The sequence below is a fragment of the Aequorivita sp. Q41 genome, assembly GCF_039831855.1.
In the GTDB taxonomy this organism is placed as follows: domain Bacteria; phylum Bacteroidota; class Bacteroidia; order Flavobacteriales; family Flavobacteriaceae; genus Aequorivita.
The window spans coordinates 782561-805399 of the sequence record NZ_JBDPMS010000001.1 but is presented as its reverse complement, the minus strand read 5'-3'; the positions used below and the strand labels follow the sequence as shown (position 1 = coordinate 805399).

22 protein-coding genes and 2 tRNA genes are annotated in these 22839 nt (G+C 34.4%); 11 read left to right on the top strand and 13 right to left on the bottom strand.

All coding sequences use genetic code 11. The annotated features are described in order from the left end of the window. Nucleotides 1-1628 (top strand): HYR domain-containing protein (locus ABJ955_RS03745; RefSeq protein WP_347373261.1); only part of this gene is annotated, 1628 nt, incomplete at its 5' end. A gap of 106 nt (nucleotides 1629-1734) precedes the next feature. Here the strand turns inward: ABJ955_RS03745 and ABJ955_RS03740 are convergent. From ABJ955_RS03740 to ABJ955_RS03700, 9 genes are all read right to left on the bottom strand, one after another. Further along, nucleotides 1735-2436, bottom strand: coding sequence for a hypothetical protein (locus tag ABJ955_RS03740; RefSeq protein ID WP_347373260.1), 702 nt, complete (start codon nucleotides 2434-2436; stop codon nucleotides 1735-1737). A gap of 120 nt (nucleotides 2437-2556) precedes the next feature. Then, complete coding sequence (locus ABJ955_RS03735; RefSeq protein ID WP_347373259.1) at nucleotides 2557-3183, bottom strand: response regulator transcription factor; 627 nt, start codon at nucleotides 3181-3183, stop codon at nucleotides 2557-2559. Nucleotides 3184-3195: 12 nt separating this feature from the next. Next, nucleotides 3196-5202: a sensor histidine kinase gene (locus tag ABJ955_RS03730; protein ID WP_347373258.1), complete on the bottom strand. Its 2007-nt coding sequence runs from the start codon at nucleotides 5200-5202 to the stop codon at nucleotides 3196-3198. Between the two features lie 307 nt (nucleotides 5203-5509). Next, nucleotides 5510-5917, bottom strand: a complete 408-nt coding sequence (locus ABJ955_RS03725; protein WP_347373257.1) for a hypothetical protein — start codon at nucleotides 5915-5917, stop codon at nucleotides 5510-5512. A 289-nt stretch (nucleotides 5918-6206) separates the two neighbouring features. Further along, nucleotides 6207-6965: a hypothetical protein gene (locus ABJ955_RS03720; RefSeq protein WP_347373256.1), complete on the bottom strand. Its 759-nt coding sequence runs from the start codon at nucleotides 6963-6965 to the stop codon at nucleotides 6207-6209. A gap of 76 nt (nucleotides 6966-7041) precedes the next feature. Continuing rightward, nucleotides 7042-7503, bottom strand: coding sequence for a hypothetical protein (locus ABJ955_RS03715; protein WP_347373255.1), 462 nt, complete (start codon nucleotides 7501-7503; stop codon nucleotides 7042-7044). A gap of 74 nt (nucleotides 7504-7577) precedes the next feature. Continuing rightward, the gene (locus ABJ955_RS03710; RefSeq protein WP_347373254.1) at nucleotides 7578-8066 is read right to left on the bottom strand and encodes a hypothetical protein; all 489 of its coding nucleotides are present in this window, start codon (nucleotides 8064-8066) and stop codon (nucleotides 7578-7580) included. A 50-nt stretch (nucleotides 8067-8116) separates the two neighbouring features. Then, a complete protein-coding gene (locus tag ABJ955_RS03705; protein WP_347373253.1) occupies nucleotides 8117-8992 on the bottom strand; it encodes a hypothetical protein in 876 nt (291 codons plus the stop codon). A 119-nt stretch (nucleotides 8993-9111) separates the two neighbouring features. Next, entirely contained in the window at nucleotides 9112-9594 is a 483-nt protein-coding gene (locus ABJ955_RS03700; RefSeq protein ID WP_347373252.1) for a hypothetical protein, read from the bottom strand. Between the two features lie 169 nt (nucleotides 9595-9763). Between ABJ955_RS03700 and ABJ955_RS03695 the strand changes: the two genes are divergently transcribed. The 3 genes from ABJ955_RS03695 to ABJ955_RS03685 all read left to right on the top strand — a co-directional run bounded on the left by ABJ955_RS03695 (nucleotide 9764) and on the right by ABJ955_RS03685 (nucleotide 12936). Next, nucleotides 9764-10864, top strand: coding sequence for a diphosphomevalonate decarboxylase (locus ABJ955_RS03695; RefSeq protein ID WP_347373251.1), 1101 nt, complete (start codon nucleotides 9764-9766; stop codon nucleotides 10862-10864). Nucleotides 10865-11039: 175 nt separating this feature from the next. Further along, nucleotides 11040-11978 carry a mevalonate kinase gene (locus ABJ955_RS03690; RefSeq protein WP_347373250.1) on the top strand — a complete coding sequence of 313 codons (939 nt, stop codon included), beginning with the start codon at nucleotides 11040-11042 and terminating at the stop codon, nucleotides 11976-11978. Nucleotides 11979-12024: 46 nt separating this feature from the next. Continuing rightward, nucleotides 12025-12936, top strand: coding sequence for a geranylgeranylglycerol-phosphate geranylgeranyltransferase (locus ABJ955_RS03685; RefSeq protein ID WP_347373249.1), 912 nt, complete (start codon nucleotides 12025-12027; stop codon nucleotides 12934-12936). Nucleotides 12937-13025: 89 nt separating this feature from the next. Here ABJ955_RS03685 and ABJ955_RS03680 read toward each other — a convergent pair whose 3' ends face one another. Then, nucleotides 13026-13568 carry a TrmH family RNA methyltransferase gene (locus ABJ955_RS03680; RefSeq protein ID WP_347373248.1) on the bottom strand — a complete coding sequence of 181 codons (543 nt, stop codon included), beginning with the start codon at nucleotides 13566-13568 and terminating at the stop codon, nucleotides 13026-13028. Between the two features lie 135 nt (nucleotides 13569-13703). On the opposite strand from ABJ955_RS03680, the gene mutS reads away from it, so the two are divergent. The 4 genes from mutS (at nucleotide 13704) to ABJ955_RS03660 (ending at nucleotide 17242) form a co-directional block, all read left to right on the top strand. Continuing rightward, nucleotides 13704-16319: a DNA mismatch repair protein MutS gene (gene mutS / locus ABJ955_RS03675; protein WP_347373247.1), complete on the top strand. Its 2616-nt coding sequence runs from the start codon at nucleotides 13704-13706 to the stop codon at nucleotides 16317-16319. Nucleotides 16320-16418: 99 nt separating this feature from the next. Then, a tRNA-Gly gene (locus tag ABJ955_RS03670) sits at nucleotides 16419-16491 on the top strand. A gap of 138 nt (nucleotides 16492-16629) precedes the next feature. Beyond that, a tRNA-Leu gene (locus ABJ955_RS03665) sits at nucleotides 16630-16713 on the top strand. A 352-nt stretch (nucleotides 16714-17065) separates the two neighbouring features. Next, on the top strand, nucleotides 17066-17242 hold the full coding sequence (locus ABJ955_RS03660) for a hypothetical protein (protein ID WP_347373246.1): 177 nt from the start codon (nucleotides 17066-17068) through the stop codon (nucleotides 17240-17242). A gap of 148 nt (nucleotides 17243-17390) precedes the next feature. Here ABJ955_RS03660 and ABJ955_RS03655 read toward each other — a convergent pair whose 3' ends face one another. Then, nucleotides 17391-17651, bottom strand: coding sequence for a hypothetical protein (locus tag ABJ955_RS03655; protein ID WP_347373245.1), 261 nt, complete (start codon nucleotides 17649-17651; stop codon nucleotides 17391-17393). A gap of 320 nt (nucleotides 17652-17971) precedes the next feature. Between ABJ955_RS03655 and ABJ955_RS03650 the strand changes: the two genes are divergently transcribed. After that, a complete protein-coding gene (locus ABJ955_RS03650) occupies nucleotides 17972-18739 on the top strand; it encodes a LexA family transcriptional regulator (protein ID WP_347373244.1) in 768 nt (255 codons plus the stop codon). 59 nt (nucleotides 18740-18798) lie between these two features. Here the strand turns inward: ABJ955_RS03650 and ABJ955_RS03645 are convergent, their stop codons facing one another. After that, nucleotides 18799-19041 carry a hypothetical protein gene (locus tag ABJ955_RS03645; RefSeq protein WP_347373243.1) on the bottom strand — a complete coding sequence of 81 codons (243 nt, stop codon included), beginning with the start codon at nucleotides 19039-19041 and terminating at the stop codon, nucleotides 18799-18801. 150 nt (nucleotides 19042-19191) lie between these two features. Beyond that, nucleotides 19192-20430 carry a glycosyltransferase N-terminal domain-containing protein gene (locus tag ABJ955_RS03640; RefSeq protein ID WP_347373242.1) on the bottom strand — a complete coding sequence of 413 codons (1239 nt, stop codon included), beginning with the start codon at nucleotides 20428-20430 and terminating at the stop codon, nucleotides 19192-19194. A 183-nt stretch (nucleotides 20431-20613) separates the two neighbouring features. Here ABJ955_RS03640 and ABJ955_RS03635 point away from each other — a divergent pair, with 183 nt between their 5' ends. Further along, nucleotides 20614-21762, top strand: coding sequence for a DegT/DnrJ/EryC1/StrS family aminotransferase (locus tag ABJ955_RS03635; protein ID WP_347373241.1), 1149 nt, complete (start codon nucleotides 20614-20616; stop codon nucleotides 21760-21762). Then, nucleotides 21762-22796 (top strand): UDP-glucose 4-epimerase GalE, encoded by a 1035-nt coding sequence (gene galE, locus ABJ955_RS03630; protein WP_347373240.1) that lies wholly within the window; start codon nucleotides 21762-21764, stop codon nucleotides 22794-22796. The genes ABJ955_RS03635 and galE overlap by 1 nt, the downstream gene beginning before the upstream one ends. The last annotated feature ends 43 nt before the right edge of the window (nucleotides 22797-22839 follow it).

The following is a 22839-nucleotide window of genomic DNA, read 5'->3' as shown; positions in this document are numbered from 1 at the left end:
CAAGTACATCAATCGACATAACAGATTTTGATTGTAGCAATATAGGTGATAACACAGTAACCTTAACGGTGACTGATGTTAATGGAAACATTGCTACTTGTACTACGATAGTAACAGTAGAAGACAATATAGCACCGATAATAGTATGTCCATCAGATATTGTTGCCAATACAGATGCTGGTAATTGCTTTGCTACTGTAAGTTTTTCAGATCCTATTGCCTTAGATAATTGTGGAATAAACAGTGTTGTGCAAACGGCTGGGCTTGCAAGTGGTAGCCACTTTCCGGTAGGAGTAAATACTGTAGAATTTACTGCTACAGATGTAAATGGAAATACGAGTAGCTGTAGCTATACTGTTACAGTAATCGATAACGAAGCACCAGTTGCAGTATGCCAAAACATCACGATACAGTTAGATGCCAACGGAGACGCTAGTATAGTAGCTGCCGATGTAGACGGTGGTAGTACAGACCAATGTGGTGTGGCTAGTATTTCTATAGACCAAGACACATTTGATTGTAGCCACGTAGGAGACAATAACGTAACCTTAACGGTAACCGATGTTAACGGAAATACAAGTAGTTGTATCGCTGTTGTAACAGTAGAAGACGTAACGGCACCTGTGGTAGCTTGTCAGGATATAATTGTAGCTCTAGACCCAGTAACGGGAACAGTAACTATCCTTGGAACAGATATAGACAACGGCTCTGCCGATACCTGTGGCATTGCAAGTTACGATCTTGATATAGCTACTTTTGACTGTAGTAATATAGGAGACAATACAGTAACCCTAACGGTAACCGATGTTAACGGAAACTCCGCTACATGTACCGCTACGGTAACGATTGAAGACAATACCTCGCCTGTGCTTATTTGTCAAGATTTTACTATTGAACTTGGCGCAGACGGAACAGCAACCCTAGACCCGAGTGATGTAATAGCTAGCAACGATGATGCCTGTGGTATCTTTACAGTAGCTGTAGACATTACAGAGTTTAGTTGTGCAGACATAGGCACCCCAGTAACGGTACAAGTATTTAGTCAGGATAACAATGGCAACCTAGCTACATGTAATGCCATGGTAACGGTAGTAGACCTACTTGCACCAGTGGTAACTTGCCCAGCAGACCAAACGGTAGATCCCGGGCAAGGCAATTTGTTTTATACAGTGCCAGATTACTTTGCTACTGGCGAAGCTACAGCTGTAGACAACTGTAGCGATCCTATAACCACTACGAGTCAAAACCCAGCAGCAGGCACTCCGATTCCGGATGGGGTGTATACTGTTACTTTAACGGCAACAGACGAATACGGAAATGTGGGAACTTGCGAATTTATACTTACCGTAGCGAGTACACTAGGTGCTGGAGATACCAACCAAGACTTTGGAACCATAACAATGTATCCTGTACCTGCTAAAAACATACTGAACATTAGTAATCCGCAACATATTGAGTTGGAAACATTAGAGATTTACGACTTGAGAGGAAGGTTGGTTCAAGCTACAAATCTTCTTGGAATGGGAAGCAGTAAACCGATATATGTGGATCAACTTGAAGCCGCAACCTACTACATTAAAATTATCGGAAAAAACGGACAGATTACAAAACGACTTTTAAAAGAATAGTTTCATAATAGTTAATTGTTGTATGACTAAAATCGTCTGGGGGATTTCCTCAGGCGATTTTTTTATTTCAGCTATCTTTTATAATTTCTTATTGGCCTAATAGACATCAACAAATTAGTAACAAACGTCGCTCACCAGCTTTTTCTTTAGGGGCGCGATGCACACAGGGAAGCACTTTACTTTCAGGATGGTCTACAGCCAAACGCCATAAATTGCCTACCTCTAAATTAATTGGCTGTGCATTTGGTTTTGCTTGGTAGTGTAGGTCGAAAAAATATTCATTTAAAAAGGCTTCAAAGCCTGTGCCTTCTTCTCCTTGGTACAATTTTTTGAGCGCTGTACGTATTTCGGGGACAAGTATTTTTTGGGCTGCCTGGTTATTTGGAAGAATATCACTTGCAGCACCGTAATAGGTGCATAAAAATGTATCGGTGGCTATAGGAGACCGATCTACATGAAAGGAATAAACATCTGTTGGAAACCAAGGCAGATCTTCATCACGCTCATAGTTCTCAATTACATTTAGAATTGGAGCTGCACCATAGGCTTCCAACAGTTTCATGTCATGTAACAATGTTTCACGCGCAAGTTTGCCTTGTTCACTCAGTTGAAGTGTGAGCAATTCCTCAATACTAACTGTCGCCAAAGTTCCGGTACAGATTAGTTTATTAGCAATTTCAGAAAAATCACCTATTAATGTACGTTTCCAGCACAACGCATTAATATTTCCTTGAAAAGGTGTATTTACTAGGTCTTGAAAACTTGTAACATTTTTAAATTGAGTGGTGGCAAGAGGTGACTTTTTCATAATGAGAAATAATAACACAGTATTATTTTTCAAAAGTAGCTATGAAAAGCTTCTTCAAATGGCGGAAAAGTTGTTTGGTTTGGGCAAATTATTAGTTGGACTTTCTAATTAATCACACTATTACTCCGGCTTCCAAAATTTAACCGCATATTTCAAAAGTGCATTTTTATCAGATTCTATACCCAATTTTCTTATAATTGAGGCTCTCTGAGCTTCGATGGTTTTTTCAGATAAAAAAAGCATATTGGCAATCTCCTTGGTGGTTTTTTGTGCTACTATTAATTCGAAAACCTTCTTTTCAGAAAAAGTTAATTTGCCTAATGCTTCGCCTTTTAAATAGTCAATATCGGTTTCAATATCTAGCTTTATTCTGTGGCTATAATAGACTTCATTTTTTTGTAAATAATTAATACAGCTCTTTAATTCGTCTAAAGCGTTTTGCTTTAATAAATAGGCATTAATTTTAAGCGATTCAGCTTTCTTGAAAATGCTTTTTTCTTTGTGAGATGTTAGCAGGATAATCTTAGTAGGAATTTGATACAACCTTATATTTTCGGCTATCTCCAAGCCATCCATATCGGGCATGCTTATATCGAGAATTGCAAATTCTGGCTTTAACTTTTTAATTGCCAGCCAAGCCTCTTGTCCGTTATTATGACTTTCTAAAACAACATGCCCCATCCCTTCAAGTAAAACTTGTGTGCCTAGAAGGGAAAGGGGAAAGTCGTCTGCAATTACAAAGTACATAACCTGAAATTTTTATTTTGGAATTGTAATATTAATTACCGTTCCGGTGTTAGTTGATTTAAAGCGAACCGTTCCATTAATAAATTTGGTGCGTTCGGTGATGTTTAATAAGCCGAAGCAGTTGCCTTTTTTTAACATACTATCTGCGTCAAATCCTTTTCCGTTGTCTTTAATTTCGGCATATACAAATTTTGCATCTTCGGTAATGGTTATTTTTCCAGCCAATGCTTCAGCATGTTTCATCATGTTTGTGGTTGCTTCTTGTATTATTCGGAATAACTGCAACTCTACGGTATTACTTAGATCGCCATTGTAATCTACCTCTGAAGTAAGTAAAAAACGATGCTGGTTTTGCGCACGATCTGTCAATTGTTCTATGCTTAGTTTTAATCCTAATTTATCAAAAAGTGTAGGACTGAGATTTCGGCTAATATTGCGAACCTCTTCAAGAATGGTGTCTATTTTCGCGCTGAATTTAGAACTGTTGCTTTCAAGGGCGTGGCGTAAATTAACCAGTTCGTTGCTTACACTATCGTGCAAATCGGACGCTATGCGTTTGCGTTCCTCTTCTGTTTTACTTAACAAGAGCGAAGTGAAGTTTTCGGCCAATAATTTCTCTCTTACAATGCTTCTGTTTTTGTTCCAGATTATTAGTATTACAAAAAGCAATATCAAAAATACAGCCCCTACTCCCAAGGTAACAATCAACTCCTTTTGCGATTGTAATTGTTTTTCTTGTAGTAATATTTTTTTCTCTTTTTGTTCGGTTTTAAATTTACGTTCCAACTCAAACAACTTACCATTTATAAGCGCTTTCGATTCTTTGTCTTGATTTCTTAATATAAAGCTAGCGTAGGTATTTGCTTTTTTATAGTCGCCTTTCTTAGAGTAATACGTGTGTAATCCACTTCCCAATTGGGTCATAAATTGTATATTAGGCTCTTCCTCTGCGGCAATTTCATTATAGAATGCTTCTGCTTCTTCAGGATTTTTTAAAGGCTTATCAAAAATTTCGGCATACATTATTTCTTGAAAGAGCGTTCGCATTTGCAAATCGAGACTGTTGCTTTGGTCTGTCATTTCCCTTGCGATTTTTAAATAATCCAAAGCTTCTTTATCCTCTCTTTGAGCAATGTGTTTAAAGGCTAAAAGCTGGTTTAATACTGCCTTGTGATAGTTGTTAATTTCGGGATATGTTTTGGCTTGAATCGCCATAGAATCAATATATTTTATAGCGCCTAAAGTATCAGCTTTTGCGATGTTGAAATTTACATATAGCGAATAGGCCGAAAAAGTAAGTGATTTGCTTCCTTGTTTTTTAACTATTTGCAAGCCTTTTTCAAGGTTCTTCTCTGCCTCGGCTAAGGCGGAAGTTTTTACAAAAATATCGTGTAACAATAGATAAACAGTGCCCTGATTTTTAACATCTCCTATTTCTTCAAATATGCGTAAGGCTGCAATGAGATGTTTTTCAGTGTTTTCAAAATCTCTGAGAAGCGAATAGTTTTGTGCTAGCGCAAAGTTTGTAAACCCTACAATTTGTTTGTGCGATTTTGATTTAGGTTTTAACGCTATACCCTTTTTAAACCATTCAAAACTGGGGTCTAAGTCGTGATTAAAGTAACTTTGAGCCCCTAGATAATAACACAAGTAACTTTGAGATTCGCTACTAATTTTGTCTTTATGAGAATTGTAAAAATTGCGACAGCTATTAAAATAAAGTCTGTCAAAATGTATGTTTCTATCCAAGGCGTTGCCATAGGCTATTAAATAGATAGCAGCCTCCTCGTAGTTTTTATTTTCTAGTTGATGATTAAAGTGATAAAAAGCACTGTCTTGGTAAACTTTATTGCTATAGTTGGCTCCATTTTCTAACCATTGATAGGCAGGAAGTGTATGCCGATACGCTTCCAAATCTTTATCTAACTCTTTAGGCGATTCTTTTTCTGAAAAAGTATTGCAGCTATAAGTTAACAAACAAATTGCTGCAATCAGAAATAAGGAAGTGAGGTGTTTCATTTAGGGGGACTTATCTATTTTAACAATCCTTTTTTTACAAATTTGGATATTTTTCAAATATAAAATTTAATTACATTTAGTTCTTAATCACTACCAACTTATACGCAAATTAATGATGTGATGCATACTATCTAATTTCACCAGTATATCGCAGCTGAGCCATATTCTGGATAACATTTTAATATGCTAAATACAGCACAAAACACAAGATAGATTATAGGGTTTCAACTAGTTAAACATGCGATTTATACACAAACAAAAACTTGTTATTTTTTAAAAATGTGGTTAGATATAGCTTTTTTCTTTATTATCGATATTTAACAACTCCTTTTATACTTATAGCTTGATCATTTGCATTATAACTATATTGTTCTGACTCGTAATTTTCACCATTTAATGGTAAAATCAAGCTACCTTTTTTATTAGAAAAATAAACCTCAACTTTAGATTTATCTTTATTAAAAACAACATAAGCACTTTGTTCTTTATTCTCTAACATTTCTAGTCTTATTCCTAGCTCCCAAATTCTAATGCATTCATTTTTATTTTCACTCCATGTATATCCTGCCGAACCAATGCAACCATGTTCATCTTTATCTCCACCAACAATAACAGATGGAATTTTATCGGTTTCAATTCGAGCTTCACTATTTTGCTTAACGTTTTTACAAGACATTAGCATTAGTAGACAAACTACTGTGTATACTTTTTTCATTTGGATTTTTTGTTTTAGATATAAAGTTTCTATAACGCGCACCTATTAAAATACTTATATATTTATATTCATGATATTGGCTTTTTCTAAATCCTTTAGATGTACACTAAGAGGAGTATTCTCCCCAATAACCTAAAGCATTATACATATCTTTTGCATCTTCTATTCATTTGAAACGGAATTAAGTTTGCATACGAAAATTCTCCTTCGAAAATTCAGACCTTACAAACAGGCAACTCACTTATACTAAACACTAAATAGCAATTATTTTACTAGTTGTGATGTACTTTTATTTTTTTATTATTTGCCCTGCTTGATTTAAAATGATCTTATCATTTTGATAGACAATCAACGCTGCTGATGGTGTGTCATAGGCTCCTATCACATTTACAATACAGGTATATGTATAGCTACCATTGATAAATTCATAGCGGTGATTTCCTCCGCTACCGTCAGGAATCAAAGTTCCGTTTTTGACTATCAAATTAGGTTGCTCACTCATTTCAGAATCTATAGACCAAGAAGCATATCTATATGTAAAATCTTCTAACATATCTATTCTAACTTTAAATTTTTTAGTCTCTATGATTATAATAGGCTCTTTAAAATTTTTTAAACTTTCGTGAATTGATTTTTTCTTTCTTTCAATGAGTTCAATTTTTTTATTGTATTCAAAATCTGATTCATAGTTTACAGCTATGAGTTTTCCGTTAGAGTTAAGCCACAATTCTCCTATGTTAAACATGATTCCTTTAGAACCAACCGAGGACCAATCTGTTTTAATATTTGATGAAATAATTAAAGATTTTAAACTGTCATCAAAAATTTCATGATATCGTTTCTTAAAATCAAATTCGTTTTTAATGTCTAAAAGAGGTGTCTTTCTTTTTAAAGGATAAACAATTAGAGTTTTCAGTTTCTCTATATTATTACTTTTAATACAGTCAACAAGTATTTTTACATTCTCTAAATCCTCCTTATTCAATTCTTGAGAAAAACCCAGTTTGAAAAATAAAAGAAGTACTATAAATAGAATTGGTTTTTTCATCTTAATGAAGTATAAATTTATGATAGGTCTTCTTGAAGTCAATTTCAGAACTCTTGCTGAACACCTGGTATTTGTTTTAAGGATTGCAACTAGTTAAAATTGAAGTAAGCACACCAGATTGGTCAAATACAAGTACACAACTAGACTCGTAATTGGTTTTAGCAGCTGAATCTTTATAATAGATACGGTATCGACTTTCTGGGCCACCATCTTCATAAGGCGCTAATTTATCACCAAGAACTGCCTTTACTTCACTTAAGGTCTTTCCCATAACCTTTTGGCTTACACCTTCTAATTTAACATCCTTATGAGTGCATCTTATAATGTATAAATAGTAATTGCCATTACTGTCATAAGCAAAATTTAATTCCAATTCAATATTGTCATAGTTAACCATTACAGTATCGTCTTCTGCAAGATCTATTGGTATGATTTTTTCTGCTTCTAAATAGGACATACCTACATTCAAATCTTTGTAACCTTTATCATTAAACTGTCCGTACCCTGAAATACTTACCATAAATAATAATGCGTACATTAATTTATTTATGCTTTTCATTTTATGATTTATTTGAATTGCTTTCATAATTCTTTAAAACTTTAGTATTTATATTAAGGATTGAAACCAGCCATAATTGAAATAAGCTCACCAGCGTTATTAAATTCAAGCATACAGCTAGAATCGTAATTAGTTTTGGCAGACTTATTTTTATAATAAATATGATAAGGGCTACCCGGACCAGCATCTTCAAACGGAGCTAGTTTATCGCCGAGAATTGCTTTTACTTCCGATAGAGTTTTCCCAATAAGGTTTTGACTTACACCATCTAATTTTGCATCCTTATAACTAGTTTTCATAGTGAATAGAACATACTCGTCATTACTGTTGGAAGCGAAAGTTAAATCGAATTTAAGATTATCATAGAGAGTTATAGCGGTATCATCTTGGGCAATATCTATTTCTGCTATATTTGATGCTTCTTCATAAGTCATCCCTAATTTTAAGCCTTTATAACCTTTGTCATCAAATTGGCTATACCCAGTAATGGTTGCCGCAAGGATGAATACGAATGTGAATATTTGTTGTTTCATGTTTTTCATTTTTTTATTAATTAGTATAAATCATGTAATAGCAGCTACAGAATTAATTTTTACTTAATTCGTGTTTGCATACTAGTTTTGTTGATATCTGATATAAGAATAACAGCGTCTTTTTCTTGAGACCATTTATCTGGATTCTTCATAATGCTACTCATAGCGGTGTTTAACAGGTAAATATATTCGTTAGTACTACCGTTAATTTTATACGCTGTAGCGTTTTTAGTATCTTCTCTCACGGTCTTGGTTCGGTCGCTATCGTAAGTAATGTTATAGTTTTTCACCAATTTACCGCCTTCGTAATACTTAAAATTATACTCGCTATTTTCTTTTAACATATTTAACTGAAAATAGGTGTTACTAGCCATAGTTTGCCAAGGGCTCCAAGCTGCCCAGGTTCCTTTTATGTATTTTTGGGTTGCCTTAAAACTAATTTTATAATTTTTAGGCGCCATTGTCACTGTGCTTGCTGTATAAACAATAGCGTTTCCTATGTCGTGTTCCCACAAGTATATTTGTGCTTTAGTAGTAGACTTCCAGAGATGAGGACTGTTGGTAATTTGTTTTAGGTTTATATTCTCTGTCCATAAATAATTTTTAGAATTCGCATACCTATACACTGTTAAATTGTTATTGGAGGATTGTTTGCGTTTTGATTCTGTTTCTGCAGCATCATAAGTTACTCTATCTGTGTACATGTCGCCACCTTCATATAGCTTTATTTCATAGGTGCCTCCGCTAATATGTTTTACAGTTAAAGCTGGAATAGTGCCGTATACCTCTTTTTCAGATTCCCATTTTGACGGCCAGCTTTCCCACTTTCCATTTTTAAGCTCAATAGATCTAGAGTATGGCAAATCAACACGTACTTGTGCGGTCACCATTGTAGTACACATTATTATGATACAAGAAATTATAAGTTTTTTCATTTTATTGAAATTTGTTTAATCACTAATTATTTATTGAATATTAAAAAACGTAAATCAGTATTTGGTAAGCCCTGTTTTTTAAGACATACATTCTAGGGCTTTACGTCTTTTTCTTCTGGCTACTTGTTGTGTTTGTATAAATACGCACTACCTAGATCGTTATACCATATATAGATTCTAGAATTTGCTTTAGAAGTCCAATTAGCCTTGTTACTCACAATTTGTGGCATTGTTACATTTTCTGTCCAGAGGTAATTGTCTGATTCGTAATACTTATAGACTGTTATATTATCGTCATCACTTATTCTGCGTACTCTTTTTGTTTCTGCTGGATCGTAGTGTATCGTTTCTGTGAAAATACCGCTAGCAGAGCCACCTTCATATAGGGATACTTCAAAAGTGCCCAGGTTGATTTGCTTTATAGTAAAAATTGGAATAAAGCCATTCAATTCTTGTTGAGATTCCCAGTTTGCAGGCCATTTTCCCCAAGAGTCATTGCTATATTCAATAGATCTTGAATACGGTAGGTTAATAGATACTTGGGCTGATACAAACATAACAGCCATTAAAAACACGAACGATGTTAAGAATATTTTTTTCATTTTAATTTGGGTTTTTAAATTCAGTTACAAACATCAGGCTATTGTATGAGGTTACTTTAGTGGTTAACCCTATTAATTTTTTTTGATGTTTTAATGAAGGACGAATCAATTTTTAAATAGTCGATGCCATTACATAAAAGTGTTTAAATTTGTAACTCTATTATACCTTATGGCTGAACATCGTTTTCTTGCATCCAAATATGATCACAATCTAACTTCTGGAACCATTACTTGGCAATCACCAAGTAATATTGCTTTGGTAAAATACTGGGGAAAGTATGGCGCGCAATTACCAATGAATTCTTCTGTTAGTTTTACATTGAAAAACTGCAACACCAGAACAACGCTTTCTTTTGAAAAGCTTTTGCTTGCTAAAACATCAAGCCATGAAAAATTTGACTTTGAAGTTTATCTTGACGGAAAGAGTGAAGAAAGTTTTAAGCCAAAAATTAGTACGTTTTTTGAGCGCATTGAAAGCTATTTGCCCTTTTTGAAAATGTATAGGTTTAAAATTGAAACCTCTAACAGTTTTCCGCACAGCAGTGGTATTGCTTCTTCCGCGAGTGGAATGAGTGCTTTGGCTTTGTGTTTAATGGATTTGGAGCGCCAGATGAAGCCAGAAATTACAGACGATTATTTTATTGAAAAAGCATCTTTTCTTGCCAGACTTGGGTCAGGGAGTGCATGTAGAAGTATCGAAGGGCCTTTAATAGTATGGGGCGAACATCCTAAAATTGAAGGGAGTACTAATCTTTTTGGAACACCATATCCTTTTGAATTACACGATAACTTCAAAAAATATCAAGATACTATTTTGTTGGTTGACAAAGGGGAAAAGCAGGTTAGTAGTACTGTTGGGCACGATTTAATGCACAATCATGTATTTGCAAAGCAACGGTTTCAGCAGGCTAAGGATAATCTTTCAAAACTGATTCCAGTTTTTAAAAACGGTACGCTTTCTGAATTTATAAAAATTGTGGAAAGCGAAGCATTGGCCCTTCACGCAATGATGATGACTTCGATACCGTATTTTATATTAATGAAACCAAATACCTTAGAAATCCTCAATCGTATTTGGAAATTTCGTAAAGAAACAGGGAGTGCCATTTGTTTTACATTAGATGCTGGTGCAAATGTTCATGTACTCTATCCAGAAGTTGAAAAAGAAATAATTTTGGAGTTTATAGATAGAGAGCTTTCTGGTTTCTGTAAAAATAAAGAGTTTATTACTGATGAAGTTGGTTTAGGTGCTCATAAAATTTCAAATTAGATTTTTCATCATTTTAATAGAAACGACTTAATTAAAAAAAGGCATTAAATTGTGTGTCAGAACATTTCTTCACAAAATTTTCTGATTATATAAGATGGAAAACCGTTATCTTTGTGCCTAATTACATTTATTTTAGCTAAAAATCTGTACTTTTATAGATACAATTAAATAGTATATGCGCGGCCCCCTTTTTTACTCAAAAATTTTACTTTTCGGTGAATATGGAATTATTAAAGATTCTAAAGGTCTTTCTATTCCTTATAATTTTTATAACGGGGCGCTAAAAATAGATGTTCATCATACTATCGCTACACACAAATCAAATGAAAGTCTTAAAAGATTTGCTTCCTATTTAGAGAATCTCCAAAGTGAGAAGCCGAAAATTGTTTCTTTTGATATGGAAAGCCTGCAAGCCGATGTAGCAAATGGCTTGTATTTTGACAGTAGCATTCCACAAGGGTATGGTGTTGGTAGTAGCGGCGCTTTGGTTGCTGCTATTTATGATAAATATGCGACTGATAAAATTACCGTTCTTGAAAATCTTACACGTGAAAAATTGCTTAGTTTAAAAACTATTTTCGCAGCTATGGAATCTTTTTTTCACGGAAAATCTTCAGGCCTCGACCCCTTGAACAGTTATTTAAGTCTTCCAATACTCATTAACTCTAAAGATAATATTGAACCTGCTGGCATTCCTTCTCAAACCGAAAATGGTAAAGGTGCGGTGTTTTTATTGGATAGTGGAAGCACTGGTGAAACCGCGCCAATGGTTCAGATTTTTATGGAAAATATGAAACAAGAAGGGTTTCGGAATATGCTAAAAAATCAGTTTGTAAAACATACCGATGCCTGTGTGGAAGATTTTCTTCAAGGCGATGTAAAGTCACTTTTTGGGAATATTAAGCAGCTTTCGAAAGTAGTTTTAGATAATTTTAAACCTATGATTCCTGCGCAATTTCATAAACTTTGGAAAAATGGAATTGATAGTAATGCCTACTACCTTAAACTTTGTGGCTCTGGTGGAGGAGGTTATATGCTGGGGTTTACAGAGAATATCGATGAAGCGCGTAAAGCACTGAAAGATTATAAGCTGGAAGTAGTTTATAACTTTTAGAGTGTCTGACTGAAGATTTCTTTCAGTTTTTCTCAATTTTAATACTATGTTTACCCGAAAACAAAAACACTTTTTTCTTAAGTTTTTCAGCTTGTTTTCTGTGGTCCGTGGCTACAATATTTTAATCATTGTAATTGCACAATACCTTACTAGTATATACATTTTTGCGCCAGAATTGCCTGTTCGTGAAGTTTTATTCGATATAAACTTGCTTATGTTGGTGCTTGCATCGTCTTCTGCAATTGCAAGTGGATATATTATTAATAGTTTTTACGACAGTGAAAAAGATTTGATAAACAGGCCTCGTAAAACAATGTTGGATAAACTTGTTAGCCAGCGCACAAAGCTATCAGCCTATTTTATACTTAATTTTCTTTCTGTTTTTTTTGCGAGTTATGTTTCTTTTAGAGCAGTTTTGTTTTTCTCTGTGTATATATTTATGCTTTGGTTTTATTCGCATAAACTTAAAAAATACCCATTTATAGGTAATATGACTGCGGCAATATTAGCGGTGGTTCCTTTTTTCGCTGTTTTTGTACACTATGGTAATTTTGATGTAGTAATTTTTGTACACGCTACCTTTCTGTTTTTGCTTATTTCAATGCGCGAATTGGTAAAAGACCTGGAAAACATAAAAGGCGATTTAACGCATGGTTATAAAACTATTCCGGTGGTGTATGGAGAAAAAACCTCAAAAAAAATGTTGACTTTTATTAGTGTTTTAACATTGGTGCCTGTTTTTTTACTGATTACAAGATTTAATGAGGAAATAGGCTATATGGACTATTATTTTTATGCGAGTATCGCTGGCTTGGCAGTCTTTCTTACTGTTTTATGGTATTCAAAAAATAAAATTCATTATATAATTTTACACAATATTCTAAAATTCGCCATTGTTCTTGGGGTATTTAGCATTGTGCTTATTCATTTGGAATCATTGACAAACAAGCTTTTTTAAAGAGCATAAAGCAGAAATACTAAGGAAAAGGAGTATATGGTTTTTAATTGATTCCTTTGTTTTTTTCATCAACCATCAACCATCAACCATCAACCAAATCTCTTTAGCTTTACAAATAAATCCCAAACAACAACACCTACGCTTACCGAAATATTTAACGAATGTTTGGTGCCAAATTGTGGAATTTCAATAACCGCATCACTTGCAGTAACTACTTTTTGTTGGACGCCTTTTACCTCATTGCCAAAAACGATGGCGTAGGTCACTTCTTTCTGAGTCGAAAAATCATTTAAGTTTACAGCAAGTTCTGCCTGTTCAATAGAAACGACAAAAACCCCTTCGCTTTGTAGTTTTGAAACTAGGTTAACCGTATTTTCAGCATATTCCCAGCTTACACTCTCTGTAGCGCCTAAGGCAGTTTTTTGAATGTCTTTATGCGGTGGTTGTGCGGTAATGCCACAGAGGTAGATTTTCTTTACTAAAAAAGCATCAGCAGTACGAAAAACAGAGCCTATATTGTTTAGGCTCCTAATGTTATCAAGAATAATTATTAGGGGCGTTTTTTCCGAAGCTTTATATTCTTCTGGGTTAATACGGTCTAATTCGCTGTTTTTTAGTTTTCGGTATTTCATAAGAAGGCAAAGTTATAGGTAAATGTGATAATGATGAAATAGAATTGTTGATAAAACAAAATAATTCACAATCACTTCATTTTAAAGAAAACAGCATTTTGGTTACATTTATCGGTTCAAGAATATTTTTGATTTATGGCGAAGAAGGAAACCCCATTAATGAAGCAGTACAACACGATTAAAGCAAAGTATCCAGATGCTTTGTTGCTGTTTCGTGTGGGCGACTTTTACGAAACTTTTGGGGAAGATGCCGTTCGTGCCGCAGGAATTTTAAGCATAACACTTACTGCTAGAAATAACGGGGGCGATAACGTGGAGCTTGCTGGTTTTCCGCATCACTCCCTAAATACCTATTTGCCAAAACTGGTTATGGCGGGTTGTCGTGTTGCGATTTGCGACCAGCTGGAAGATCCAAAAGCCACTAAAACCATAGTAAAACGTGGTGTTACAGAATTGGTTACTCCTGGTGTTGCCTTTAATGATGATATTTTAAAATCGAAATCAAATAATTTTTTGGCAGCGGTTCATTTTGGTTCTAAAAATTTGGGCATTTCCTTTTTGGATGTTTCTACAGGTGAATTTTTAGTTTCGGAAGGTTCCGCGGAGTATGTGGATAAACTGCTTCAGAATTTTAATCCTTCCGAAGTGCTTTTTTCAAAACAGAAGCGTAAGATTTTTTCTGAAACCTTTGGTAATGAATACCATATATTTCATTTAGAAGATTGGATTTTTCAAGCAGATTATTCCTTTGAAACACTTACAAAGCACTTTGATGTAAAAAATTTAAAAGGTTTTGGCGTAGCCCATTTGGAAGCCGGTGTTATTGCTGCCGGCGCGGCGCTTCATTATTTAAGCGAAACACGACATACAAAGCTTCAACATATTTCACGTTTATCACGTCTTGCTGAAGATGAATACGTTTGGATGGATCGTTTTACCATTCGCAATTTAGAATTATATCATTCTAATGCACAAAATGCCATTACGCTTTTAGATGTTATCGATAAAACAATTTCGCCAATGGGCGGAAGGCTTTTAAAACGATGGATGGCATTGCCGCTTAAAAATGCTGAAAAGATAAATCGCCGTCACGACGTAGTGCGTTATTTACTTGACACCCCAGATATTTTAGAAAAAACGCAACAATATACCAAGCGTATTGGCGATTTGGAACGACTTATTTCAAAAGTGGCAACAGGGAAAGTGAATCCGCGCGAGCTTATTCAGCTAAAAAATTCATTGGAAGCGGTGGTTCCTATAAAGGCATTGGCTTTAAACTCTAAAAATGAATCGCTCAAAATAATTGGAGCGCAATTGCACGATTGTGAATTACTTCGAAAGAAAATAAAAGAAACCTTATTTGAAGAAGCTCCCGTGAATATCCTAAAAGGAAATTCTATAGCCGAAGGTTTTTCTGAAACTTTAGATGAGCTTCGGAATATTTCAGCAAATGGCAAGGAGTATTTAGATGAAATGCTGGCGCGCGAAACCAAACGCACAGGTATTTCGTCACTTAAAATAGCTTCAAATAACGTTTTTGGGTATTATATAGAAGTCCGTAATACACATAAAGATAAAGTTCCACCAGAGTGGATTCGAAAGCAAACGTTGGTAAATGCAGAACGATATATTACGGAAGAACTAAAAGAATACGAAACCAAAATTCTAGGTGCAGAAGAAAAAATCTTGGCGTTAGAGCAGGAAATATTCTCAAAATTGGTAGCATGGATGCTTCAATTTATTGATTCGGTTCAGCAAAATGCAGCTTTGATTGCACAAATGGATTGTCTGTGTTCTTTTGCGATACAGGCCAAAGCGGCTAATTATACGCGGCCGCTTTTGGACGATAGTTTTGATTTGGATATAAAAGAAGGGCGTCACCCCGTTATTGAAAAACAATTACCGCCAGATTCGCCATATATAGCGAATGATGTTTTTCTAGATCGTGAAAACCAACAAATAATCATGATTACCGGCCCCAATATGAGTGGTAAATCGGCTATTCTTAGACAGACAGCCTTAATTGTGCTCTTAGCACAGATGGGGAGTTTTGTGCCAGCTACTGCGGCTAGAATGGGTTGTGTAGATAAAATCTTTACGCGTGTTGGGGCGAGTGATAATATTTCGATGGGCGAATCGACTTTTATGGTAGAAATGAATGAAACTGCGAGTATTTTGAATAATCTTTCAGAGCGAAGTTTAATTCTTTTAGATGAAATAGGACGTGGTACAAGTACCTATGATGGAATTTCAATTGCTTGGGCAATTAGTGAATATTTGCATGAACACCCTTCACGTGGAAAAACTCTTTTTGCGACTCACTACCACGAATTAAATGAAATGACAGAAACATTTCCCCGTATAAAAAACTATAATGTTTCTGTGAAAGAATTAAAAGATACTGTCCTTTTTCTTCGAAAATTAGTGCCTGGAGGAAGTCATCACAGTTTTGGAATTCACGTGGCGAAAATGGCAGGAATGCCACAAGCGGTGCTTAAACGGGCAAATAAAATCTTGAAAAGGCTCGAAAAAAGCCATGCTTCTGAAGAATTGACAGAAAAAATGAAAGAAATTTCAAAAGAAGAGCTGCAATTAAGCTTTTTTAAACTGGACGATCCGTTGTTAGAAGAACTCCGTGAAGAAATATTAGATATTGATATTGATACACTTACGCCAGTAGAGGCCTTGATGAAGCTCAATGAAATTAGAAGAATGCTACAGCGAAATGCTGCGGTTAAATTGAAAAAATAAAATTAGATAATAATTTCTCTAAAAACACTTTGCTTTTGGAGTAAAATTTTTAAATTTGCTCCCGCTTTGAATATGAAGCAACGTTCATTTAAATATTCTGCGAAAATAGCTCAGCTGGTAGAGCGCCACCTTGCCAAGGTGGAGGTCGCGGGTTCGAATCCCGTTTTTCGCTCTGAGTATGAGTTACGGGTTCCCCCGAAGCATCGGGGCCGTTTTTCGCGCAACTAATATGTCGCTTTAATTCGACATTTTTGTTAAGTCCAGGTTGTATAAAGACAACCTCTGTACTGTTTTAAAAAGCAGTCTAAATGCTGATGTGGTGGAATTGGTAGACACGCCGGACTTAAAATCCTGTGACCATCTGGTCGTGCGGGTTCAAGTCCCGCCATCAGTACTTATTAAAACCTTAACTTTCTATTTATTAGATTGTTAAGGTTTTTTTATTTACTATTTAGTCAGTAATTTAAAAAAGAGTTCCTTTTTTATCAAAATCGCCATTTTTATTTTCTTTCTTACGGAAAACCATAAAAAGCTTTAGCTATTCTTTCATAGATTTGATTCTAAATTATTAGCTAAATTATGGAATCAATCGTTTATTTAATTTTATCACTAAGTGTACTAACAGCTATCATCGAAGTGATGATAAGTAGTATTAGTAGTTTTCAAAAAATAGCAACTCAATATTTTAAAAAGAGAGAGTTGTTACCCTCATCTATGTTTAATGCTCTTAATAAAATTTAATGTACTTGAAAACGATACTAACAATTTTAGTAGTCGCAATTGTAATTAGTGGTTGCGGAACAGTAAAAACACCGAAGACAGACCGTCAATTAAAAGACAGAATTTTAAATCTTGAATACAAAGTTCACGTTCGAGATAGGGAAATTTTAAGACTAAAATCAAAACTTGAAAATTGTAATTAATCTAAAATATCTTTAGATATTCAAGTCTGGTTTATATGAAAAAGTATAACGGTTGTTACACGATTTTTATACTTTAAATTTAAAAAACAAAACAAAAAAAGCCCTTTCAAAGTTGAAAGGGCTTTATAAGTTTTAGCAAAATTATTGCTTATTGACCGTCAGTTGCGTCTTTAACAGCTTCTTTAGTGTCTTCAGCTGCGTTCTCAACAGCATCGCCAGCGTCTTCTAAAGCGTCTTCAGTAGCGTCAGCAGCGTTGTCAATAGCATCGCCAGCTTCGTCTATAACGTTTTCTGCTTCAGTCTGCATAGTTTCAGCTGAATCTTCGATTGTTCCTTCTTTTGTATCTCTGCAAGAGTAAACAGAAGCAACTAATGCAAGAGCGGCAAGTGATAAAAATACTTTTTTCATGTTGAATAGATTAGTGATTAATAGTGGGCAAAAGTAATTAATTTTTTGATTCAAAATTTTTTTTACGATAATTATTTCAAATACAATACTAATTATTTATATATAAGCTGATAATTCTTCTTTTTTAAGGCTATTTGATTGTCTTGAAATAAGTTGTCTAGTCTGAATTTTGGCGTTTTTTCTACTTTTGGTTAAATTTTTTACATACTAAATATATTAAATTTTTTAATAACCGCCTAAATTTTCGGAAATATTCCAAAAAACACAATGCGACACCGTCTTTTTGATTGGATATTTTCCAAAATATTTTATATTTGTATATGAAATCACAACTACCTATTGAAGCACAACGCTTTAAAAAAATCCGAGAAGAGCTGAGGCATACACAGCTATCTTTTGCTGAATTATTGAATATTGGTGCCACTACCGCAGATATTGAAAGAGGAAAAACGAAGATAACAGGTAAAATTGTAATGGAGCTAATGGCTCAATTTAATATAAATCCGTTATGGCTTTATGGGAAAAGTTATGAAAAAAATATTGATACCTCTCGTGGAGACGTTAGTCCAAAAATTGTAACTATAAATCCTACTGGGGAGGAAAGTATTTTACTCGTTAACCAAAAAGCTGCTGCCGGATATCCAAATAACATTCACGATATGGGTTGGTATCAAACCCTGCCAGCTTTTAATATTCCTTTACCAGAATATAGAAACGCTTCCTATCGTGGTTTTCAGGTAGAGGGCGATAGTATGTTGCCTAATTTAAAGCCTAATGAATGGGTTTTGGGGCGCGCAGTGCCAAGTATTCTGGAGGCAACTGACAGTAAAATTTATATTGTGGTATTAAGAGATTCTGTTTTAGTTAAAAAACTTCAAAAGATTCCAAATAACCCACATTTAGTGAAGCTTGTCTCTTTGAATGACCAATACATGCCTATTGATATAAAAGTGAATGATATCCAAGAATTATGGCATGTGAATAGCAAACTAACTTTTGGGGTAGATGATCCTTCAGAGAATAGTCTTCTTCGTCAATTACAACAGTCAATGGACGATTTGAAAGGGCAGATAAGTAGCTTGAAATAAAAAATGGATGCTTTTTAAAGCATCCATTGGTGTTTGTTTTATTTTAAATAAATATTAGATTAGTCAGTTTCTTTTTGTTTTATCTTGGTATCACCGTCCTCGTCAGTTTTTATTTTAACTTTTTCGTCTTCGGTTTCCATTTTTATTTTATCTCCGTCCTCGCTAATATCTATATCAGCACCTTTATCTTGCATTTCTTGTACAGTTTCTTCAACTTCTGTCATGTCTTTTTTATCTCTACACGAAGAAAGTGAGACTGTAATTAGTCCTGTAAATAAGGCAATCATTGTTAACTTTTTCATAGTTTTTAAATTTAAGTTAGTGTTTAATACTTAAACAAAGCTACTTCATAAAAACCCGAGGTATTAATAATTGTTTATTAAAAAGTGTGAACTAAATATTAATATTTATGATTTTGGCGATAAAAATAGGTTTTTATCATAAAAACGAACTTAATTGAGAGAATTGAAGTGTGTTATAATAATTTGGGAGGCACCCGTATTTTTATTTATATAATGACCTGCAATCATTCCAGTTTTATTTCTAAAGTTGGTGTCTTTAACCAATTTTTCGAGTATTTCAGATGCTTCTTGACTGCTTTCTATAGAAAATAAACCCGCCAGTTCGCGGAGACGAATTGCTTCGGGGAATTTATCGTAATGCGCTCCAATAATAATTGGAACACCAAAAGTAGCTGGTTCCAATATATTATGTAGGCCTGTTTTTCCCATCGCACCGCCCACATACGCAATATCAGCATAGCTATAAAGTTTACTTAATAGCCCAATGCAGTCGATAAGTAGCACAGAATATTCAGAAATATTTACCTCATCTTTGTTGGAGTGAAGTATGGTTTTTTTATTGATTTTATTTTTAAAATCTTCAATTTTATCGGGTTCAATTTTATGTGGCGCGATTATAAATTTTACATTTTCAGCAGATGAATTTATATAATTTAAAAGCACTGCTTCGTCTTCAGCCCACGTACTTCCACAAACAATACAAAGTGAATCACCTATAAATTCTTTGGCAAAACTTAATGTATTATCCATTTCTATTTGATGAGAAACCCGGTCAAAACGTGTATCGCCACTTATAGTAACATTAGTAAATCCAATGCTTTTTATGAGTGTTTTAGAGTTTTCTTCCTGCACAAAAAAGTGATTAAAAGCGTATAAGGCTTTTCGCATAAACCCACCATACCTTTTAAAGAATAGTTGATTTTCACGAAATACGCCAGAAATTAAAAGTGTAGGGATATTTTTCTTTTGAAGTTCAAAAAGATAATTAGGCCAAAATTCATATTTCACAAAAAAAGCAAATGAAGGCTGAAGTAATTCAAGGAACTTTTTTGCGTTTTTAGGGGTGTCAAGAGGTAAGTAAACAACTGCATCAGCCAAATGCGTATTTTTTTTTATTTCATAACCAGAGGGTGAAAAAAAACTAATTACAATTTTATGATCTGGTTTTATTTTTTTAATCGCTTCAATAATGGGCACACCTTGTTCAAATTCTCCTAAGGAAGCGCAGTGAAACCAAATAGTTTTGTCTCCCTCTTTTATTTTTTGTTGAAGTATTTTAAATATATCTTTTCTTCCAGCAACAAATAGTTTCATTTTTTTGTTGAACAAGGCCACAATCCCCAAACCGAAGGAGGTTAAATGAACTAAAATATTATAGATGGTATGCATGAATAGCAAAAATACTAAATTCAACGGTCAGTATTCAGAAATAAGTTATTTGAGATAAAAACATTCACTAGCTTATATCGTTTGGAATTTTATGTTGTAAGAATACTTTCAAAATATAGTGTAGCTCCAAAATAACAAATATCATTTTCGTAATTTTACAGAACTAAATATTATTTCATACAGATGAAAAAAATTCAAATGGTCGACCTTAAAGGTCAATATAAAAATATAAAAGAGCGTGTGGATAGTTCTATCATGAATGTTATTGAAACCACAGCTTTTGTAAACGGTCCTGAGGTCCACGAATTTCAAAAGGAGCTTGAAGAATATCTCAATGTAAAACATGTTATACCGTGTGCAAATGGTACGGATGCACTTCAAATAGCGATGATGGGGCTCGATTTAAAGCCAGGTGATGAAGTTATTACTGCAGATTTTACCTTTGCTGCTACTGTTGAAGTTATTGCGCTTTTGCAATTAACGCCCGTTTTGGTAGATGTTGATCCAGTCAACTTTAACATAGATGTAGCAGCAATAAAAAAAGCAATTACTCCAAAAACAAAAGCAATTGTTCCTGTGCATCTTTTTGGCCTTACGGCAAATATGGATGCAATTATGGCTATTGCAGAGGAACATAATCTATATGTAATTGAAGATAATGCACAAGCTATCGGCGCGGATTATCTTTCAAAAGATGGTGTCAAGAAAAAAGCTGGAACCATTGGTCACGTAGCTTCTACTTCTTTTTTTCCATCTAAAAACTTAGGATGCTATGGTGATGGTGGTGCAATTTTCACTAATAATGATGCCTTGGCACATACTATTCGCGGTATTGTAAATCACGGTATGTATGAGCGCTATCATCATGATGTGGTAGGCGTAAACAGTAGGTTAGATTCTATTCAAGCAGCGGTTCTTAGGGCAAAACTCCCGCATTTAGATAGTTATAATCTTGCCAGAATTAAGGCTGCAGGCAAATATACAGCAGCATTTAAAGGGATTGAAAATATAATTGCACCAGGGGGATTTGATGCTAATAAGAATGAGGAGGAAAAAACCCATGTTTTTCACCAATACACCCTAAAAATTATTAACACAGATCGCGATGCTTTAGTAAAACATTTGAATGCTAATGGAATCCCTTGTGGTGTTTATTACCCGATTCCATTACATCTTCAAAAAGCTTATAAAGATGAACGCTATAAGGAAGCAGATTTTGCGGTTACAAATCAATTGGTAAAAGAAGTGATTTCGCTCCCAATGCATACCGAGTTGGATGATGAACAAATAGATTTCATCACCCAAACTATTATAAATTTTGTTGCTAAATAATGAAAAAAATACTCGTTACTGGCGGTTTGGGCTATATTGGTTCCCACACTGTTGTTGAACTACAAAAATCAGATTTTCAGGTTATTATTGTTGATAATCTTTCTAACTCGTCAATAGATGTTTTGGAAGGAATTACCAATATTTCTAAAACACCCCCCCGCTTTGAAAGATTAGATCTTCGTCTAAAAGCAGACGTTTCAGATTTTTTTAAAAGAAATAAAGATATTGAAGGAATAATTCACTTTGCGGCTAGCAAAGCTGTTGGAGAAAGTGTTGAAAACCCGTTATTGTATTACGAAAACAATTTAAATACGCTTATTTATCTGCTTCAAGAATGTAATGCCTATGGAATTAACAATTTTATTTTTAGCTCTTCATGTACTGTGTATGGCGAACCAGATTCACTTCCTATAACCGAAGATGCACAAATAAAAATAGCTACTTCGCCCTATGGAAATACCAAGCAAATCAGTGAAGAAATATTAAAGGATACCTGTTCTGTTTCAGAATTAATGGCGATTGCATTGCGTTATTTCAACCCGATTGGCGCACATGAAACTGCTGAAATAGGAGAGCTTCCAGCTGGGGTTCCTCAAAATTTAGTGCCTTTTATTACACAAACGGCAGCTGGAGTTCGAAAAGAGCTTTCTATTTTTGGAACTGATTATCCAACGGAAGACGGTAGTTGTATCCGCGATTATATTCATGTTGTAGATTTGGCAAGAGCACATGTTGTTGCATTGCAACGATTACTTTCTAAAAATACTCCTGCTGTTGATAACCATAACTACGAGGTTTTTAACCTTGGTACAGGGAGAGGTAGTTCTGTTCTTGAAGTTGTAAATTCTTTTGAAAAAACAACGGGACAAAAATTAAATTATAAAAAAGTAGGGCGTCGTGTAGGCGATGTGATTTCAGTGTATGCAGATACCAAGAAAGCAAATGAAATTTTAGGGTGGAAGACTGAAAAAACGATGGAGGAAGCTTTGCTGTCTGCATGGAAATGGGAGCAAAAAGTGCGTGGTATTGATTGATAATCAGTTTAATAAAATCTGATGCTATTTTTTAATATTTTGG

Coding starts and splice junctions, on each gene's coding strand:
- ABJ955_RS03740 (WP_347373260.1), bottom strand. CDS start 2,436: ATGAAAAAGTCACCTCTTGCCACCACTCAATTTAAAAATGTTACAAGT.
- ABJ955_RS03735 (WP_347373259.1), bottom strand. CDS start 3,183: ATGTACTTTGTAATTGCAGACGACTTTCCCCTTTCCCTTCTAGGCACA.
- ABJ955_RS03730 (WP_347373258.1), bottom strand. CDS start 5,202: ATGAAACACCTCACTTCCTTATTTCTGATTGCAGCAATTTGTTTGTTA.
- ABJ955_RS03725 (WP_347373257.1), bottom strand. CDS start 5,917: ATGAAAAAAGTATACACAGTAGTTTGTCTACTAATGCTAATGTCTTGT.
- ABJ955_RS03720 (WP_347373256.1), bottom strand. CDS start 6,965: ATGAAAAAACCAATTCTATTTATAGTACTTCTTTTATTTTTCAAACTG.
- ABJ955_RS03715 (WP_347373255.1), bottom strand. CDS start 7,503: ATGTACGCATTATTATTTATGGTAAGTATTTCAGGGTACGGACAGTTT.
- ABJ955_RS03710 (WP_347373254.1), bottom strand. CDS start 8,066: ATGAAAAACATGAAACAACAAATATTCACATTCGTATTCATCCTTGCG.
- ABJ955_RS03705 (WP_347373253.1), bottom strand. CDS start 8,992: ATGAAAAAACTTATAATTTCTTGTATCATAATAATGTGTACTACAATG.
- ABJ955_RS03700 (WP_347373252.1), bottom strand. CDS start 9,594: ATGAAAAAAATATTCTTAACATCGTTCGTGTTTTTAATGGCTGTTATG.
- ABJ955_RS03695 (WP_347373251.1), top strand. CDS start 9,764: ATGGCTGAACATCGTTTTCTTGCATCCAAATATGATCACAATCTAACT.
- ABJ955_RS03690 (WP_347373250.1), top strand. CDS start 11,040: ATGCGCGGCCCCCTTTTTTACTCAAAAATTTTACTTTTCGGTGAATAT.
- ABJ955_RS03685 (WP_347373249.1), top strand. CDS start 12,025: ATGTTTACCCGAAAACAAAAACACTTTTTTCTTAAGTTTTTCAGCTTG.
- ABJ955_RS03680 (WP_347373248.1), bottom strand. CDS start 13,568: ATGAAATACCGAAAACTAAAAAACAGCGAATTAGACCGTATTAACCCA.
- mutS (WP_347373247.1), top strand. CDS start 13,704: ATGGCGAAGAAGGAAACCCCATTAATGAAGCAGTACAACACGATTAAA.
- ABJ955_RS03655 (WP_347373245.1), bottom strand. CDS start 17,651: ATGAAAAAAGTATTTTTATCACTTGCCGCTCTTGCATTAGTTGCTTCT.
- ABJ955_RS03650 (WP_347373244.1), top strand. CDS start 17,972: ATGAAATCACAACTACCTATTGAAGCACAACGCTTTAAAAAAATCCGA.
- ABJ955_RS03645 (WP_347373243.1), bottom strand. CDS start 19,041: ATGAAAAAGTTAACAATGATTGCCTTATTTACAGGACTAATTACAGTC.
- ABJ955_RS03640 (WP_347373242.1), bottom strand. CDS start 20,430: ATGCATACCATCTATAATATTTTAGTTCATTTAACCTCCTTCGGTTTG.
- ABJ955_RS03635 (WP_347373241.1), top strand. CDS start 20,614: ATGAAAAAAATTCAAATGGTCGACCTTAAAGGTCAATATAAAAATATA.
- galE (WP_347373240.1), top strand. CDS start 21,762: ATGAAAAAAATACTCGTTACTGGCGGTTTGGGCTATATTGGTTCCCAC.